Source organism: Bradyrhizobium australiense (genome assembly GCF_013114825.1).
In the GTDB taxonomy this organism is placed as follows: Bacteria; Pseudomonadota; Alphaproteobacteria; order Rhizobiales; family Xanthobacteraceae; genus Bradyrhizobium; species Bradyrhizobium australiense.
The window spans coordinates 605710-623191 of the sequence record NZ_JAAVLX010000003.1 but is presented as its reverse complement, the minus strand read 5'-3'; the positions used below and the strand labels follow the sequence as shown (position 1 = coordinate 623191).

Genomic DNA, 17482 nt, shown 5'->3' with positions numbered 1-17482 from the left:
CCCAGCGATATCGGCTTTCGCACGGCGATTATATCACCAAAACACGGCCGCCGGTGCCGCGAAATCGGCCCGGTCCTTGCATAAATTCATACCAGCGCAGTGCACAGCATACCCGGCGTTCTCCGGCGTTTCGATTGCCGGACAAGACGCGTATCTTGTTGTGAGTCTTAACGCAGGGATTGACGTGTTGCAGGAACAAATCGCAGGGAACTATCCGGCACTTGGCCAGCCGATCGACGAGCTCGCGCTTGCCGAAATCAAGAGCGCGATCCTCGCCAAGCTCCGGTTGGCGATCGGCAAGGATGCCGGCATGGCGACAAGGCGCGACTGGTACAAAGCCGCGGCGCTGGCGCTGCGCGACCGCATCGTGCACCGCTGGCTGACGGCCGAGAAAGAGAGTTACGATGCGGGCAGCAAGCGGGTCTATTATCTTTCGCTCGAATTCCTGATCGGCCGTCTGTTCACCGACGCGCTGAACAATATGGGCCTCCTGCCGGTGTTCGAGGCGGCGCTCGGCGATCTCGGGGTCGGCCTGGATGATTTGCGCAAATGCGAGCCGGACGCAGCGCTCGGCAATGGCGGTCTCGGGCGGCTCGCGGCATGCTTCATGGAGAGCATGGCGACGCTGGCCGTTCCCGCCATCGGCTACGGCATCCGCTACGATTTCGGCCTGTTCCGCCAGATCATTTCGCACGGCTGGCAGCAGGAATATCCGGACGAATGGCTGAGTTTTGGCAACCCCTGGGAATTCCAGCGGGCGGAGGTGGTCTATCACGTTCATTTCGGCGGCCATGTCGACCATGTCGACGACCATGGACGCGACCGCGCGACATGGCGCCCATCGGAAACCGTGCAGGCGGTTGCGTATGACACCCCGATCGTCGGCTGGCGCGGCCAGCACGTGAACGCGCTGCGGCTGTGGTCGGCGCGCGCGCCCGACCCGCTGCGGCTCGACGTCTTCAACACCGGCGACTATCTCGGCGCGGTTGCCGAGGAGGCGCGCGCGGAATCGATCTGCAAGTTTCTCTACCCGAACGACGAGAGCCCCGCCGGGCGTGAACTGCGGCTGCGGCAGGAATATTTCTTCGTCTCGGCTTCCCTGCAGGATCTGGTCAAGCGTCATCTGGCCTCCGACGGGCAGTTGCGCGGCCTCGCGTCGAAGGTCGCGGTGCAGCTCAACGACACCCATCCGAGCCTTGCCGTCACCGAACTGATGCGCATCCTCGTCGACCTGCATAATTTCCGCTGGGACGAGGCGTGGAAGATCACGGTGGCGACACTGTCCTACACCAATCACACGCTGCTACCGGAAGCGCTGGAGACCTGGCCGGTCGAACTGTTCGAGCGGCTGTTGCCGCGGCATCTCGAAATCATCTACCGCATCAATGCCGCGCACCTGACGTTGGCCGATCAGCGCTGCCCCGGCGACATTGAATATCGGGCGTCGGTGTCGCTGATCGACGAGAAATCCGGACGTCGCGTGCGGATGGGGCAACTCGCCTTTGTCGGGTCGCACCGCATCAACGGCGTCTCGGCAATGCACTCCGACCTGATGAAAGCGACCGTGTTCCACGATCTCAATCATCTCTATCCGGGCCGCATCACCAACAAGACCAACGGCATCACCTTCCGCCGCTGGCTAATGCTGGCCAATCCAAAGCTCACCGGGCTTATGCGCGAGGTCTGTGGCGAAGCCGTTCTCGACGATTTCTCGCTGTTCGAGCGCCTCGAGGCCCACGCCAGCGACAACGCGTTCCAGCAGCGTTTTCGCGAGGTCAAGCACCACAACAAGCTGGCACTGGCGCGGCTCATCAACGAGCGCCTTAGCGTCAAGATCGATCCGTCGGCACTGTTCGACATCCAGATCAAGCGCATCCACGAGTACAAGCGGCAATTACTCAATGTCGTCGAGACCATTGCGCTATACCAGGCGATCAAGGACCAGCCGCAGCGCGACTGGGTGCCGCGGGTAAAAATCTTCGCAGGCAAGGCGGCAGCGAGCTATCGCTACGCCAAGCTGATCATCAAGCTGATCAACGATGTCGCCGAAGTCGTCAACAACGACCCCGATGTCGCAGGGCGGCTGAAGGTCGTCTTTCTCGCCGACTACAATGTCAGCCTCGCCGAAGTGATTATTCCGGCCGCCGATCTGTCCGAACAGATTTCGACCGCCGGCATGGAAGCCTCCGGCACCGGCAACATGAAACTGGCGCTCAACGGTGCCTTGACCATCGGCACGCTCGACGGCGCCAACATCGAAATCCGCGACCATGTCGGCGCGGAAAACATCGCGATCTTCGGCATGGAGGCCGGCGACGTCATGGTCCGGCGCAAGCAGGGCCTGGATGCGACCGACGTGATCAGCCGCTCGCCGCGGCTGGCGCGGGCCATTACCGCAATCGAGAGCGGCGCGTTCTCGCCCGACGATCCCGCCCGCTTTGCTTCCATCGGCCACGCGCTGCGCTATCTCGACCACTACATGGTCTCGGCCGATTTCGATTCCTATTATGAGGCGCAGCGCGGCGTCGACGCACGGTGGCAGGTGGTGCCGGCCTGGACTCGCGCCTCGATCCTCAACGTCGCGCGGATGCCGTGGTTCTCCTCCGACCGAACCATCCGCGAGTACGCCGAGGATATCTGGAACGTGCCGGTGCGGGCGGCGGCGGCGATGCCGGTGGCAGGCCAGCGCGGGGCGACGCGGTAAGTCCCGGCGGGCGGGACACCATCACCTCTGACATCATTGAATTCGGCTGAATAGCAGCGATACTGCATTCGACGTTCACGACGTCATTGCGAGCGAAGCGAAGCAATCCATCTCGCCACGCAAGGGAAGGATGGATTGCTTCGCTTCGCTCGCAATGACGGGAAATATGAAAATGCGCACCAAAGCCCCACACCTGTTCGACGATGCCACGCGGGTCACCGCCGGGGATAGTTGCTGGCAAGGCAGGACCAGCCCGGACTACTGGGCTTTTGTGGGCCCGTTCGGCGGCTGCACGGCGGCTACCATCCTGCGCGCGCTGATCGACCATCCGCAGCGTGCGGGCGATCCGCTGTCGCTCACGGTAAACTTCTGCGCACCGGTCGCGGAAGGCGCGTTCGATCTCGACGTTCGCCTGGTCAAGGCCAACCGCTCGAGCCAGCATTGGTGCGTGGAGATGACGCAGGGCGGCGGCGACGTCGCGACGCTGGCGACGGTCGTGTTCGCAGAGCGCCGTCCGTCCTGGTCGCACCAGCAGGCGCAGTTTCCGGGCGCCGCGCCGTTCGAGCAGGCGCGCTCGTTTCCGAACACGCCGATGACCTGGACGCATCAATATGATTTTCGCTTCGTCGAGGGTGAGCCGAGCTTCTACGGCACGCCGGCGTCGCCGCCGCTCGACGCGTTTTCAAAACAGTGGATCGGCGACCGCACGCCGCGAAAGATCGACATGCTGTCGCTGATGTCGATGTCGGATGCCTTCTTCGGGCGGATTTTCCTGGCGCGCCGCGAACTGGTTCCATTCGGCACGGTGTCACTGACGACTTACTTTCACGCCTCCTCGGACGATCTCGCGGCCGAGGACATCACACGGGTGCTGGCGGTGGCCGACGCCAGAATTTTCCACAGGAGTTACGGCGACCAGCACGGCGAATTATGGTCGCCGTCGGGGCGTCTGCTGGCGACCACGACGCAAATTGCCTATTTCAAGGCTTGAGCACCGGATCTCTTTAAACCCTCATGGTGAGGAGGCGCTTTACCACCGTCTCGAACCACGAGGCCCCGCTGGTGCCATTCATTCTTCGAGACGCCGCCGCGCGGCTCCTCAGGGATGAGGTCTGACAGAAGGGGGAGGCAGTCGCGGCTCGCGCTTTGCCTACCCTGCGATTCATCGAAAGGCGGTCCGCATGTCCGACGCCAACGCTCCCCGCATCGCCCTGCTCGGCGTCCCCATCGAGATCGGGGCCTCGCAACTCGGCACCTTGATGGGGCCGGACGCGCTACGCACCGCGGGAATCGGCCGTATCCTCGACCAGCTCGGCTTTAACGTCGAAGACCACGGCAACATGGCGAGGCCTGCAGCAGCTCCCGCCGAAAGCCCGCCGCCGGCGAACGCCAAATATTACGACGCGATCAAAACCTGGATTCGAGCGCTCAGCGAGCGTTCCTATGCGCTGGCGCGTTCGGGCGCCGTGCCGATCTTCATGGGCGGCGATCATTCACTGTCGATGGGATCGGTGAACGGCGTCGCGCGCTACTGGCAGGAACAGGGTCGGCCGCTGTTCGTGCTCTGGGTCGATGCCCATGCCGACTACAACACGCCGCAGACGACGGAAACCGGCAACATGCACGGCATGTCGGCCGCTTTCCTGTGCGGCGAGCCCGGCCTCGACGATCTGCTTGGCGGCGCACCCCGCGCCTCGATCGGCTCCGACCAGCTCGACCTGTTCGGCATCCGCTCGATCGATCCGCTGGAGAAGAAACTGGTGTTCGAACGCTGCGTCGCGATCGCCGACATGCGCGCGATCGACGAGTTCGGCGTCGGCGTCCTGATCCGCAAGGTGATCGAGCGCGTGCGGGCGCGGAACGGCGTACTGCATGTTTCTTTCGATGTCGATTTTCTCGATCCGACCGTCGCCCCCGGCGTCGGCACCACGGTGCCGGGCGGCGCGACCTATCGCGAGGCGCATCTCATCATGGAGCTATTACACGATTCCGACCTGGTGCGCTCGGTCGACGTGGTCGAGCTCAACCCGTTTCTCGACGAACGCGGCCGCACCGCGCGCGTCGCCGTCGAGCTGATCGGCAGCCTGTTCGGCCTGCAGATCACTGATCGCCACACGCCCAGCAATGCGGTCTTTCCGGACAACAGCCAAATTCGTCGGAAAAGCAAAAAGGGCGGCTCCTGAAGCCGCCCTTTGGGACAATTGACTGCGTTTGAGCGTTTACTCCGCCGCGAGCTTCAGGTCCGGCGCGGCGGCGCGGACTTCGGCGTCGACCTGGGCTTCGAACTTGGCAAAGTTCTTTTGGAACATGCCGACCAGCGCGCGCGCGGTCTTGTCGAACTCGGCCTTGTCCTTCCAGGTGTTGACGGGATTGAGGATCTCGCTCGGCACACCCGGCAGCGCGGTCGGCACCGCAAAGCCGAAATACTTGTCGGTGCGGAATTCGACATTGCGCAGGCTGCCATCGAGCGCCGCCGTCAGAAGCGCGCGCGTCACCTTGATCGGCATCCGGCTGCCGGTGCCGTATTTGCCGCCGGTCCAGCCGGTGTTGACCAGCCAGCAATCGACATTGTGCCTGGCGATCAGCTCGCGCAGCATGTTGCCGTAAACGGACGGATCGAGCGGCAGGAATGGCGAGCCGAAGCAGGTGGAGAATTCGGGCTGCGGCTCGTTGCCGAGACCGCGCTCGGTGCCGGCGACCTTGGCGGTGTAGCCGGAGAGGAAATGATACATCGCCTGCGCCGGCGAGAGTTTTGCGATCGGCGGCAACACGCCGAACGCGTCGGCCGCCAGCATCACGACGTTCTTCGGCTGGCCGGCGCGGCCGGTGCGCGAGGCGTTCGGGATGAAGTCGAGCGGATAGGCCGAGCGGGTGTTTTCGGTCTTCGAGCCGTCGTCGAAATCGGGCACGCGGGTATCTTCGCCGAGCACGACGTTCTCGAGCACGGCGCCGAAGCGGCTGCTGGCGGCGAAGATCTGCGGCTCGGCTTCCTTCGACAGCTTGATGCACTTGGCGTAGCAGCCGCCCTCGAAGTTGAAGACGCCGTCGTTGCCCCAGCCATGCTCGTCGTCGCCGATCAGCGTGCGGTTGGGATCGGCCGACAGCGTGGTTTTTCCGGTACCTGACAGGCCAAAGAAGATCGCGGTGTCGCCCTTGGGGCCGACATTGGCCGAGCAGTGCATGGGCAGCACGCCCTTGGCGGGCAGATAATAGTTCAGCGTGGTGAAGACCGATTTCTTCATCTCGCCGGCGTAATAAGACCCGCCGATCAGGACGATCTTGCGGGCGAAGTCGATCGCGACGACGTTCTCCGAGCGCACGCCGTGACGTTTCGGATCGGCGCGGAAGCTCGGCAGGTCGATGATGGTGAGTTCGGGCACGAAATCGCGGAGCGCCGACGCCTCGGGGCGGATCAAGAGCGTGCGGATGAACAGCGAGTGCCAGGCCAGTTCGGTGAAGACGCGCGTCTTGATCTGGAAATTCGGATCCGCGCCGCCATGGAGGTCCTGCGCATACAGCGTCATGCCTTCGGCGTGCTTGAGGAAGTCGGCATAGAGTGCGGCGAACTGATCCGAGGTGATCGACTGGTTGCCGGCCCACCACATGTTCTTGTCGGTGGTCGCATCACGGACCGTGAACTTGTCCTTGGGGCTGCGGCCAGTGAATTCGCCTGTATCAGCGCAAAGCGCGCCGTCGGCGGACAACACGGCCTCGCCGGCCGTGAGTGAATATTGATAAAGCTGCGGCGCGCCGAGATTCCAGTGCACCCTCTTGAGATTTTTTAAGCCGAATTTATCGGCACCGAAGGCACCGTTGCGTAGACCCGTTTCTTGCACGAAGAAAATCCTCCTCGAACCCGCGTTACTCGAATCGCGCGCATGTCGCTTGACGCGCTCTGTCGCGGTGACCCCTGAATATAGCCTTCCGGCCTCGGTCCGGCGACCTAATACTGATGAACTCCGTGCTTGCCAAGCCGATCCACGCGATTTGGTTTATTCCAGTGCGGAAGGTTGATTTGCATCAATCGCTTGCTGCACTGCTTTTCGCTGGTTTGCCCAGTTGGTTGCGCGACCATCCGCCGCTGGCTAGCTTGGCCCAAAATTGTTGCGCCGCACAATCAAAAGGTTTCAGCGCGCGGCGCCCTCGCCGATCAGCGCAAAGGGCGCCCGGATAGGCGTTGCGCGGCCAGGATGTGTCGTTGAGATAGGCAAGCATGGCCTGGCACAGCGCTTCCGCGCGGCCGATTCTGTAATCGGCCTTCATGTGGTCGAAGGTCGATATCGAAAGTCGCGTGGCAGCTTCCGAGTTGACGGCCCAATGCGACACCAAGAGCGCCCGTGCTCCGGCATAGAAGTACGATCGCGCAAGGCCCGAGAGCGCTTCGGCGCCAGTTTTCTGCCGGCGATCATATTGCAGGCTGATTGCACCGCCCAATCGGCGTTGAGCTTCAACTGCGCGACTTCGCTGGCGGTGAGCAGGGTCGCGAAATAGACAATGCCATACTCGGCGAGCGGCGTGCGCTTGAGCGCGGGTTTCGCTGGCCTCTTCGCCGAGATGAATGTCGGCAGCCGCGACGCCGAGGTTTTTCGCAATCGTGTTGAACTCGTCCGCGGTATCGGGGAGTTGCGGCAAAGCGTCCGCCAAGGCGCGCGCGATCGACGCCGGCGCCCTGTCAGAAATCGGTGTAGGCGCCGGTCGCAAGGCTGCGCGCAGCGGTGCTGCTGGGACGATTGCCATCAGCGGGCTTCACAGCAGGATTCAAAATGGGACCGCCAAAGCCCGTCATCGGCCTTGTGCATTGTCCTTTGCGCGCAAGCACCCGCAGCGCTTTCACGGTGCGCGGGACCGAATTTTTTTCAGACTTCCACCTGCCTCTGCGCCAGCGCGACGGGTTCGGCATATTTCCGGCGTGGCGAAGCTCGTTAATTTTGACGCTGAGCGCGGCGATGTCGCCTTTTTGCGCCAGCGATGGCGCAGAGACATGTGCCCGACAACAGCGCGAGACACACTGAAACTACCAATCGATTGCGGAATATCATGCGGGCTTTCGCTGGTCACTTTGCGCACGAGCTTCGATTAGCTCGCAGAAACATCTGTGCCGTTCAAATCCGCGCTCGATGACGGCAAGCCTTAACCGTTGTTGCCCTCGGCCCGCGCCTCGCCCGCCAGCCGCACCAGCATCTTGCGCAACGCCATGGCGCTGGTGACCCGTTCCGGGAAATCCAGCCGCAGCGTCGCGGAGCCCGACTGCATGTCCATGCCGTCGGGGTCGCAACCGGTGCAGCGCCAGTTGTCAGACTCGGCGCCCAGCAGTTTGGTAGCGTAGAGGTTCATCGCGTCGCGGTGATCCTCGTTCATGTGCTCGACGGCGCCCTGCTCGGCGTCCAGCAAATCGGCGGCATCGCCGATCTCGGTCAGAAATTGCTCGGGCTTGAGATCGATGATGCGGCCAAAACCGGCGACCAGATGCAGGCCTGACGGGACGATCCGGAAGAACGAGAAATCCTTGAAATCCACAAACGCTTCCGCCGATGGATGAGCGTTGAGGTAGCGCCGGCGCAGGATTTTAGTAGCTTCCCCTTGGGCCTCCTCGGCCCGGCCCGCCAGCATGATCCGCGCGCCTTCCAACGGATCGCCGGCGGCACGCTCGTCCAGCATCAGCGATACCCTGCTGTCGGCGAGAATGTTCTTGGTATGCAGCGCCAGCCGCGAAAGAAGCAGAATCGGGGATGCGTCGGCATGGCTGGCGACGTTCACCAGCGAGCAATAGGGATCGCCGTTTTCGGGCATAAGCGTGGCGAGCGCGCCTTGCCTACAGCGCCGCAGCAGCGATCGGGCCAATTTGAAAGCATCAAAATCTGCGGTCGGCTGCATGGTTCCTTCCCGGCCATCTTGTTGCAAAAAGGGCCTTTTCTCATCTGTTCAGGGTGCTATATGGGGACGGCGCGTCTCCTTGGGAGCGTTTTGCGGAACTCGGTCACACTTCAGCCCAGCTTGCATTGCTCGTTGACCGTGTACAAAGCCCATTTATGCGGCGTCTGGCTGAAGTGCCCGCCGTTTAAGCCACTCTCTTATTCGAAAGCAGGCTCATGCCCACAATCGCCCTGGTCGATGATGACCGCAACATTCTTACTTCCGTATCGATCGCGCTCGAAGCCGAAGGCTATCGCATCATGACTTATACGGATGGTGCCTCGGCGCTGGACGGCTTCCGCACTTCGCCGCCGGACCTCGCGATCCTCGACATCAAGATGCCGCGCATGGACGGCATGGAAACGCTGCGCCGGCTGCGGCAGAAGTCCGATCTGCCGGTGATCTTCTTGACCTCCAAGGATGAAGAGATCGACGAATTGTTCGGCCTCAAGATGGGCGCCGATGATTTCATCCGCAAGCCGTTCTCGCAGCGTCTCTTGGTCGAGCGCGTCAAGGCGGTGCTTCGCCGCGGCCAGCCCAAAGATCCGACCGCGGTGCCAAAGGAGCCGGATGCGCGCGCACTGGACCGCGGCCTGTTACGGATGGACCCGGAGCGTCACACCTGCACCTGGAAGAACGAGCCGGTGACGCTGACGGTGACGGAATTCTTGATCCTGCAGGCGCTGGCCACGCGGCCTGGTGTGGTGAAGAGCCGCAACGCGCTGATGGACGCGGCCTATGACGATCAGGTCTATGTCGACGACCGCACCATCGACAGCCACATCAAGCGGTTGCGCAAGAAGTTCAAGGTGGTCGATGACGATTTCGAGATGATCGAGACGCTGTACGGCGTCGGCTATCGCTTCAAGGAAGCCTGATCTGCGTTTTCCGGGCGGAAGTGTTAACTGACACATCCGCCCGTTCGGCGTAGAAGCGTAGAACTAGAAATCGGCGCATCACAACCGGCAGTTCAGCCATTGCTAGATCGAACGCAGCCCGATCCCAGCCTGAACCACGAGGATGCTTTGGAGCTCCTCGATCGGGATCGTGTTGCCGAGGATAATGCGGGCGAGAAGGGCTGGCGGCGGCCGCTCGGCTGGCTGCGCCGGGCCGGGCAATTCTTCTTCGCGCTCTCCTTTTCCAGCCTCACGCGCCGGATCGTCTCGCTCAATCTGGCGGGCCTCGTCGCGCTGGTGGCGAGCATTCTCTATCTCTCGCAATTCCGTGCCGGCCTGATCGATGCACGAGCGCAGAGCCTTCTGGTGCAGGCCGAAATCATCGCCGGCGCGATTGCCGCCTCCGCCACCGTCGAAACCAACACCATCACCATCGATCCGGACCGACTGCTTGATCTGAAGCCCGGCGAAAGCTACGGCGCGCCGGACGAATCCTCAGGCCTCGATTTTCCGATCAATCCGGAGCGGGTCGCGCCGGTGCTGCGGCGCCTGATATCGCCGACCAAGACCCGTGCGCGCATCTATGGCGGCGACGGCGGCATGATCCTCGACAGCCGCAGTCTCTATGGCCGCGGCGACGTTTTGCGATTCGAACTGCCGCCACCTTCCACCGAGAAGCCGGGCTTCGTCGAACGCGCGCTGATCGCGATCCGCACCTGGCTCAATCGCGGCGACCTGCCGCTCTATCGCGAACTGGGCCCGGAAAACGGCAAGGGCTACCAGGAGATCGTGCAGGCGCTCGACGGCGTCAAAAGCAGCATGGTTCGCGTCAACGACCGCGGCGAGGTGATCGTCTCGGTCGCGGTGCCAGTGCAGCGATTCCGCGCCGTGCACGGTGCGCTGATGCTCTCGACACAGGGCGACGACATCGACCAGATGGTGACTGCCGAGCGGCTCGCGATCCTGAAGGTCGGCGGCGTCGCTTCCGCGGTGATGATCGTACTGTCGCTGCTGCTCGCGAGCACGATCGCGGGTCCGGTGCGGCGGCTGGCCGACGGCGCCGAGCGCGTCCGCCGGCGCATCCAGACCCGCGTCGAGATTCCCGATTTCACCCGCCGCCGCGACGAGATCGGCCATCTGTCCGGCGCGCTGCGCGACATGACAAACGCGCTCTATAGCCGCATCGAGGCGATCGAAATGTTCGCCGCCGACGTCGCCCATGAATTGAAGAACCCGCTGACCTCACTGCGATCGGCGGTGGAAACGCTGCCTTTGGCACGCAACGACACCAGCCGCGCGCGCCTGCTCGAGGTGATCGAGCACGACGTCAAGCGGCTCGACCGGCTGATCTCGGATATTTCCGACGCCAGCCGCCTCGATGCCGAATTGCAGCGCCAGGACATGGCGCCGGTCGATCTGCGCCGACTGCTGACGACGCTGACCTCGGTTGCCAACGAAACCAGGCTTGGTCACGACGTCGCTGTCGAAGCCCGCTTCGAGGGCCGCGGCGCGACCGATACATTCTCGGTGCCGGGCCACGATTCCCGGCTCGGGCAGGTAATCTCCAACCTGTTGTCCAATGCGCAATCGTTCTCCACGCCCGGCGGCAAGGTGCGCGTTACCTGCCGCCGCGTGCGGTCGGAGATCGAAATCGTCGTCGATGACGACGGACCGGGCATCGGCGAGGATGCGCTGGAACGCATCTTCGAGCGCTTCTACACCGACCGGCCGCATCAGGGCTTTGGCCAGAACTCGGGCCTCGGGCTGTCGATCTCCAAGCAGATCATCGAAGCGCATAATGGGCGGATCTGGGCGGAAAATCGCCATGGCCCGGCCGACGCCGACGGCACGCCAACGGTGGCGGGTGCGCGGTTCGTGGTCAGGCTGCCCGCGCCATGACGGCGGGTGCGAGCGTGCACGCCTCCGCCGTGCTGGTGGGCGATCGCGCCGTGCTGATCCGCGGGCCATCAGGCGCCGGCAAGTCGCGGCTCGCCTTCGATCTGATTCTCGCCGGACGCGCCGGACAGCTTCCGCAGGCCATTTTGGTCGGCGATGACCGTGTCCATCTCGACACAGTGGCCGGACAATTGTGGGTCCGCCCGGCGGCGGAACTGGCCGGCCTGATCGAGGTCAGGGGCCTCGGCATTCGGCATTGCGACTTTGTTGGGGAGGCGGTGGTGGGTCTCGTCGCCGACCTCGCGGCCAGCGATGCCGAGCGGCTGCCCCCGCCAGAAGCGCTCTCTATTCACCTGAACGGTGTGTTTTTACCGAGAATTCCCATCGGAACCGGTTACGCAGCGGTCCCCCTGATTGCAGCCGCCCTGACGACAACCGATGGTTCAGGTTCCGTCCAACCTTTGGATGATTGTTCGAAGGGAATTGGTAACCATATAAGCCCCAATATCGCCACCGAATAAACTGGCGCAGGCCTCACTGTTTACCGGCAAATTCCGGAACAATAGCCAAGATGCCCTCTTGCGCGGGGCCTCTGGATGGTCAAAGTGGCGCGTTCGTGCGGTGCACCAAAAGCACCCGCGAGGAGTTTCCGATGATTGGTCTAGTGCTTGTGACCCATGGGCGCCTTGCCGACGAGTTCAAGGCGGCGCTCGAACATGTCATGGGTCCGCAAAAACAAATTGAAGCCATCACGATTGGAGCCGAAGACGACTCCGATCTGTGTCGAAGCGATATCATCGAAGCGGTGAATCGCGTCGACAGCGGCGATGGTGTCGCCATCCTCACCGACATGTTCGGCGGCACACCTTCCAACCTCGCAATTTCCTGCATGAGCCGCCCAAAGGTGGAAGTGCTCGCAGGCATCAATCTTCCCATGCTGGTTAAGCTTGCCAAGGTGCGCGAAGAGCGCTCGCTTCCCGATGCTATCGCGATGGCGCAGGAAGCCGGCCGCAAATACGTCACCATCGCCAGCCGCGTGCTCGCCGGCAAATGAGCGACGAGGCCGCGCCCGAAAAGGAACTCGGGCCGAGCGTGCCTGCAGGTGCCATTTCGCGGGAACTTCTGATCATCAACAAGCGCGGCCTGCATGCGCGGGCCTCGGCAAAGTTCGTGCAGATGGTCGAAAAGTTCAACGCCGAGGTCTGGGTGACGCGCGGCAGCGAAACCGTCGGCGGCACCTCGATCATGGGATTGATGATGCTGGCGGCGGGACCTGGAACCACGGTCACTGTCTCCGCCTCCGGCCCCGAGGCGCAGCAAGCGGTCGACGCGATCGCAGCCCTGGTCGCCGACAAGTTCAACGAAGAGGGCGTGTGAGCGAACGGTGTTCGGGTGGGCAAAGGGCGCGCTTGCGCCGTGCCCACCATTATCCCGCGTCATAAGCCCCTCATGGTGAGGAGCGCCAACGGGTCCGCGCGTAGCGCGACCCGATGACAGCTCCGCGCGGCTCGAACCATGAGGTCCCGTCTGTGGCCTACATCCTTCGAGACGCCCGCTCCGCGGGCTCCTCAGTAGAACTATCCAGGCGCTCGTCTCAATGGTCGGCACGCTGCGCTTTGCCCACCCTGCGGTCTGACACTCAAAACGGGTTCGTGACAATCCCGCCATCGGCGCGGAGCGCGGCGCCGTTGGTGGCGCTGGAGGCTTTTGAGCAGACGTAGCAGATCAGGTTGGCGATCTCTTCCGGCGCGGCGTAGCGCTGCAGCAGTGAGGCCGGGCGGCGCTCGCTGAAGGTGCGCGAGACGAGGTCGTCGACGGTCGTGCCCGCAGCTTTCGCGCGCGCGGCCAGACGCACCGGCGCCAACTCGACCCAGGTCGGGCCGGGCATCACCGAATTGACGGTCACGTTGGTGCCCTTGGTGGTTTCCGCCGCGCCGCGCGCGATTACGAGCTGCGCCGATTTCGAGAAGCCGTAATGCACCATCTCCTTCGGAACGAACACGCCGGATTCGCTGGAGATGAACACGACACGGCCCCAGTCCTTGTTATCAAGCATCCGCTTCAAATAGTGCCGCGTCAGCCGCACCCCGCTCATGACGTTGACTTCGAACATCCTCGACCAATCGGCATCCTCGATCTCGAAAAATCCTTTTGGCTCGTAGATGCCGAGATTGTTGACGAGGATGTCGACGTCGTGGAATTGCGCGACCAGCGCGGCACAGCCCGCGGCATGGCCGAGGTCGAACGCCGCGGCATGCACCTTGGCCGACGGCGCAGCCTCCTGAACTTTTGCCACGGCCTCGCCGACCGCTGCCGTCTCGCGGCCGTTGACGATCACTTCCGCGCCCATTTGTGCAAGGCCGATCGCCGTGGCGAGCCCGATGCCGCGTGTCGAGCCGGTAACGAGCGCGGTCTTGCCTGTGAGGTCGAGATCCATGCGTTAGCCCCTTCAATTTTCTTTGGTGGCCGCTTCTATTTGGCCGGCGGCACGATGTAGATGTTCCAGGCCGCCGCAGGGCCGGGATGGCCTAAGAAGAACCGCCGCGTGGTCATCACCATGCGCTCGGCATTGACGGCATGGGCCTTCATCCACGCCTCGCATTCTTCGAACTTCCAGTGGCCGGGTTCACAGATGCCGATGAAGCCCGATCGCTTCGCCTCCTCGAGCGACGTCAGGCCCGACGACCACGGCTCGTTCGGCGTGAGCGGCGCCGGATGATCGGGGCTATAGAAGGTCATGGGCTGGCCGGTATCCATATAGGCCGCGACCACCGGCCAGCGCGAATAAAACCGCGTGTGCCAGGCTTCCGTCAGTTCGCGGGCGAGTTCGGAACGCGCCCGATAGGTCGCGCCTGCGGTGCGCTTCTCGCCCAGCTCGTAGGCGGCGATCCTTGGCGATACCGCCAGCACGACGAGCGAAATGACGAGCCAGGTCGTCGTCAGGTTCAACAGCGCGATTTTCCGGATCCGCACTGCCGGGATCGCGACCAGCGCGAGCGGCACCAGGAAGAACAGCGGGATGCCCCAGTCGGTCTTGATGTAGACGTGGAAAAATAAGGCGCCGAGTGGAGGGCCAACAGCTACCACCACCTGGATGATCCAGACATTGATCGCCTGCGAAATGTTCACGCCGGTATTGGCGCCGCGCGCCAAGGCCGGAAACGGCATCAAGCGGAACGGCCGCCACATGAGCGCGATCGCGCCGAGCGCCACCGGCGCAGCCAGCAGCGCTAGATTATGCAAGACATAACCCAGCGCGAGATCATCGATCATGGCGCGGTCAGTGAGGGAGTAAGTATCGCCGGCGTAGGTGAGCGGGACGAAGTCCACCTGCTTCAGCCACATCAAATGCGGGAGCATCGCCACCACGAGCGTAGCAATTGCGACCCATGGCGCCGGCGAACGCAGGAACTGCAAACGCTGCGGATGGATCAGCGCGGCAAGGCCGACGGCGCCGATCATGGTCAGCACCCAGTATTTGGTCATCAGCGCCAGCGCGCCGGCGAGCCCGAGCCACACGCCCGATTTGATGCTGCGTTTCTCGAACGCGTCGAGATAGGCCAGCACCACCAGGGGCAAGGTGACGAGCTGCAACAGGTCCGGATTGTACTTGAAGCCCTTGAAGTTGAAGATCGGATAGAGCGCAAGCATCACCGCGACGAAGAACGCACGGCGGTGATCGACGACGCGCAGCGCCAATAGCCAGCAGATCACGAGGGAGCAGCCGAGCGTCGCCATTGCCAGTGCATAGGTTGCCCAGTCGGTGACCGGAAAGAGCATGAACCAGACGCCGGCGACCCATCCCGACAGTGGCGGGTGCTTGCCGTAGCCGAGCAGGAACTTTTGCCCCCAGGCGAAGGCTTCTGCGACGTCCATATGGACGTCCTGCCCGGTCTTCAGATTGACTAGGATCAGCGTCCACAGCACCGCGTGGACCACGGCAAAGCCGGTTACCAGCCACAGGCCGGCTTTGGGATCACTGGCGCGTGACGCCAGCCACGCCGCCAGGCGCCGGATCGTGGGAATGCGCCTGCTGCGCGCGGCCGTGGGCGAAATGGATGCAGTCGACATGGCCATTGCCTAGCGTGTTTTTGCCCTGAGTGGAATCAGCTTGGCGTGAAGAAAGCCCCTTAAAATACAGCAAGATGGTTGCCGCACAGGGACGTGAATGCTATCCCGCGCCCCATGACAACCACGCCCATTTCCAACATCCGCAACTTCGCCATCGTCGCCCATATCGACCATGGCAAATCGACGCTGGCCGACCGCCTGATCCAGATGACGGGCGGGCTGTCGGACCGCGAAATGGCGGGCAAGGAACAGGTGCTCGATTCCATGGATATCGAGCGCGAGCGCGGCATCACCATCAAGGCGCAGACGGTGCGGCTGAACTACCGCGCCAAGGACGGCAAGGATTACATCTTCAACCTGATGGACACGCCCGGCCATGTCGACTTCGCCTACGAAGTCTCGCGGTCGCTGGCGGCCTGCGAGGGATCGCTTTTGGTGGTCGACGCCAGCCAGGGCGTGGAAGCGCAGACGCTCGCCAACGTCTATCAGGCGCTCGACAACAATCACGAGATCGTGCCGGTCCTCAATAAGGTCGATCTACCTGCCGCGGAGCCGGGCAAGGTCAAGCAGCAGATCGAGGACGTGATTGGGATCGATGCCTCGGACGCTGTGATGATTTCGGCCAAGACCGGCTTCGGCGTTCCCGACGTGCTGGAAGCCATCGTCACCCGCCTGCCGCCGCCGAAGGGCGACCGCGACGCGACGCTGAAAGCGCTCTTGGTTGATAGCTGGTACGACGTCTACCTCGGCGTCGTCGTGCTGATCCGCGTCGTTGACGGCACGATGAAAAAAGGCCAGCGCATCCGCATGATGGGCACCAATGCGGCCTATGACGTCGAACGCGTCGGGTTCTTCACGCCGAAGATGGAGCAGGTCGACGAGCTCGGCCCCGGTGAGATCGGTTTCATCACCGCGGCAATCAAGGAAGTCGCCGACACCCGCGTGGGCGACACCATTACCGACGACCGCAAGCCGATCACCGAGATGCTGCCGGGCTTCAAGCCGGCGATTCCCGTCGTGTTCTGCGGCCTGTTTCCGGTCGATGCCAACGACTTCGAGACGCTCCGTGCGGCTATGGGCAAGCTGCGGCTCAACGACGCGAGCTTCTCCTACGAAATGGAGACCTCGGCGGCGCTGGGCTTCGGTTTCCGCTGCGGCTTCCTCGGCCTTCTGCATCTCGAAATCATCCAGGAACGGCTGTCGCGCGAGTTCGATCTCAACCTGATCGCCACGGCGCCGAGCGTGATCTACAAGATGCACCTGACCGACGGCCAGGAGATCGAGATCCACAATCCGGTCGACATGCCCGACGTCGTCAAGATCGCCGACATCGAGGAGCCGTGGATCGAAGCGACGATCCTGACGCCGGACGAATATCTCGGCAGCGTCTTGAAACTTTGCCAGGACCGGCGCGGTGCGCAGAAGGAGCTGACTTACGTCGGCTCGCGCGCGATGGTGAAATACGATTTGCCGCTCAACGAAGTGGTGTTCGATTTTTACGACCGGCTAAAGTCCGTGTCGAAAGGCTACGCCTCGTTCGACTACCATCTGACCGACTACAAGGTGGCCGACCTCGTCAAGATGCAGATCCTCGTCAATGGCGAGCCGGTCGATGCGCTGTCGATGCTGGTGCACCGAACTCGTGCCGAGGGCCGCGGCCGCGCCATGGTCGAGAAGATGAAGGAGCTGATCCCGCCGCACATGTTCCAGATCCCGATCCAGGCCGCGATCGGCGGCAAGGTGATCGCCCGCGAAACCGTCCGCGCGCTGCGCAAGGACGTCACCGCCAAATGCTACGGCGGCGACATTACGCGCAAACGAAAACTTCTGGAGAAGCAGAAGGAAGGCAAGAAGAAGATGCGGCAGTTCGGCAAAGTCGACATCCCGCAGGAAGCGTTTATTGCTGCGCTGAAGGTGGATAGCTGAGTTCCGGCTGTCATTCGGGGCGTCCGAAGGACAAATCCGGAAGCTCGAAATTTTCGAGCGAGATTCTCCATCTGAA

At 62.9% G+C, this 17482-nt stretch carries 13 protein-coding genes and 1 pseudogene; 9 read left to right on the top strand and 5 right to left on the bottom strand.

Features of this window, described 5'->3' with window-relative positions; translation table 11 throughout:
* Positions 1 to 184: 184 nt before the first annotated feature.
* The 3 genes from HCN58_RS10035 to rocF all read left to right on the top strand — a co-directional run bounded on the left by HCN58_RS10035 (position 185) and on the right by rocF (position 4887).
* Positions 185 to 2704, top strand: a complete 2520-nt coding sequence (locus HCN58_RS10035; protein WP_376701165.1) for a glycogen/starch/alpha-glucan phosphorylase — start codon at positions 185 to 187, stop codon at positions 2702 to 2704.
* 172 nt (positions 2705 to 2876) lie between these two features.
* Entirely contained in the window at positions 2877 to 3695 is an 819-nt protein-coding gene (locus tag HCN58_RS10030; protein ID WP_171579185.1) for an acyl-CoA thioesterase, read from the top strand.
* 190 nt (positions 3696 to 3885) lie between these two features.
* The gene (rocF, locus tag HCN58_RS10025; RefSeq protein WP_171579184.1) at positions 3886 to 4887 is read left to right on the top strand and encodes an arginase; all 1002 of its coding nucleotides are present in this window, start codon (positions 3886 to 3888) and stop codon (positions 4885 to 4887) included.
* A 36-nt stretch (positions 4888 to 4923) separates the two neighbouring features.
* Here the strand turns inward: rocF and HCN58_RS10020 are convergent, their stop codons facing one another.
* The 3 genes and pseudogenes from HCN58_RS10020 to HCN58_RS10010 all read right to left on the bottom strand — a co-directional run bounded on the left by HCN58_RS10020 (position 4924) and on the right by HCN58_RS10010 (position 8578).
* Complete coding sequence (locus tag HCN58_RS10020) at positions 4924 to 6540, bottom strand: phosphoenolpyruvate carboxykinase (RefSeq protein ID WP_171579183.1); 1617 nt, start codon at positions 6538 to 6540, stop codon at positions 4924 to 4926.
* A gap of 291 nt (positions 6541 to 6831) precedes the next feature.
* Positions 6832 to 7541 (bottom strand): annotated as a pseudogene (locus HCN58_RS10015) (CHAT domain-containing protein); the annotation flags it as partial.
* 293 nt (positions 7542 to 7834) lie between these two features.
* Positions 7835 to 8578, bottom strand: a complete 744-nt coding sequence (locus tag HCN58_RS10010; RefSeq protein WP_171579182.1) for a HugZ family pyridoxamine 5'-phosphate oxidase — start codon at positions 8576 to 8578, stop codon at positions 7835 to 7837.
* 215 nt (positions 8579 to 8793) lie between these two features.
* Here HCN58_RS10010 and HCN58_RS10005 point away from each other — a divergent pair, with 215 nt between their 5' ends.
* From HCN58_RS10005 to HCN58_RS09985, 5 genes are all read left to right on the top strand, one after another.
* A complete protein-coding gene (locus HCN58_RS10005; RefSeq protein ID WP_027541437.1) occupies positions 8794 to 9495 on the top strand; it encodes a response regulator transcription factor in 702 nt (233 codons plus the stop codon).
* 99 nt (positions 9496 to 9594) lie between these two features.
* The gene (locus HCN58_RS10000; RefSeq protein WP_171579181.1) at positions 9595 to 11412 is read left to right on the top strand and encodes a sensor histidine kinase; all 1818 of its coding nucleotides are present in this window, start codon (positions 9595 to 9597) and stop codon (positions 11410 to 11412) included.
* On the top strand, positions 11409 to 11930 hold the full coding sequence (locus HCN58_RS09995) for an HPr kinase/phosphorylase (protein WP_171579180.1): 522 nt from the start codon (positions 11409 to 11411) through the stop codon (positions 11928 to 11930). The genes HCN58_RS10000 and HCN58_RS09995 overlap by 4 nt, the downstream gene beginning before the upstream one ends.
* Before the next feature lie 131 nt (positions 11931 to 12061).
* Positions 12062 to 12463, top strand: a complete 402-nt coding sequence (locus HCN58_RS09990; protein WP_024339151.1) for a PTS sugar transporter subunit IIA — start codon at positions 12062 to 12064, stop codon at positions 12461 to 12463.
* Positions 12460 to 12786: an HPr family phosphocarrier protein gene (locus tag HCN58_RS09985; RefSeq protein ID WP_171579179.1), complete on the top strand. Its 327-nt coding sequence runs from the start codon at positions 12460 to 12462 to the stop codon at positions 12784 to 12786. Before HCN58_RS09990 ends, HCN58_RS09985 begins: the two co-directional genes overlap by 4 nt.
* A 262-nt stretch (positions 12787 to 13048) precedes the next feature.
* Here HCN58_RS09985 and HCN58_RS09980 read toward each other — a convergent pair whose 3' ends face one another.
* Complete coding sequence (locus HCN58_RS09980; RefSeq protein WP_171579178.1) at positions 13049 to 13846, bottom strand: SDR family NAD(P)-dependent oxidoreductase; 798 nt, start codon at positions 13844 to 13846, stop codon at positions 13049 to 13051.
* A 35-nt stretch (positions 13847 to 13881) separates the two neighbouring features.
* Positions 13882 to 15480: a glycosyltransferase family 39 protein gene (locus HCN58_RS09975; protein WP_171579177.1), complete on the bottom strand. Its 1599-nt coding sequence runs from the start codon at positions 15478 to 15480 to the stop codon at positions 13882 to 13884.
* Between the two features lie 114 nt (positions 15481 to 15594).
* Here HCN58_RS09975 and lepA point away from each other — a divergent pair, with 114 nt between their 5' ends.
* Positions 15595 to 17406, top strand: coding sequence for a translation elongation factor 4 (lepA, locus tag HCN58_RS09970; protein WP_171579176.1), 1812 nt, complete (start codon positions 15595 to 15597; stop codon positions 17404 to 17406).
* The last annotated feature ends 76 nt before the right edge of the window (positions 17407 to 17482 follow it).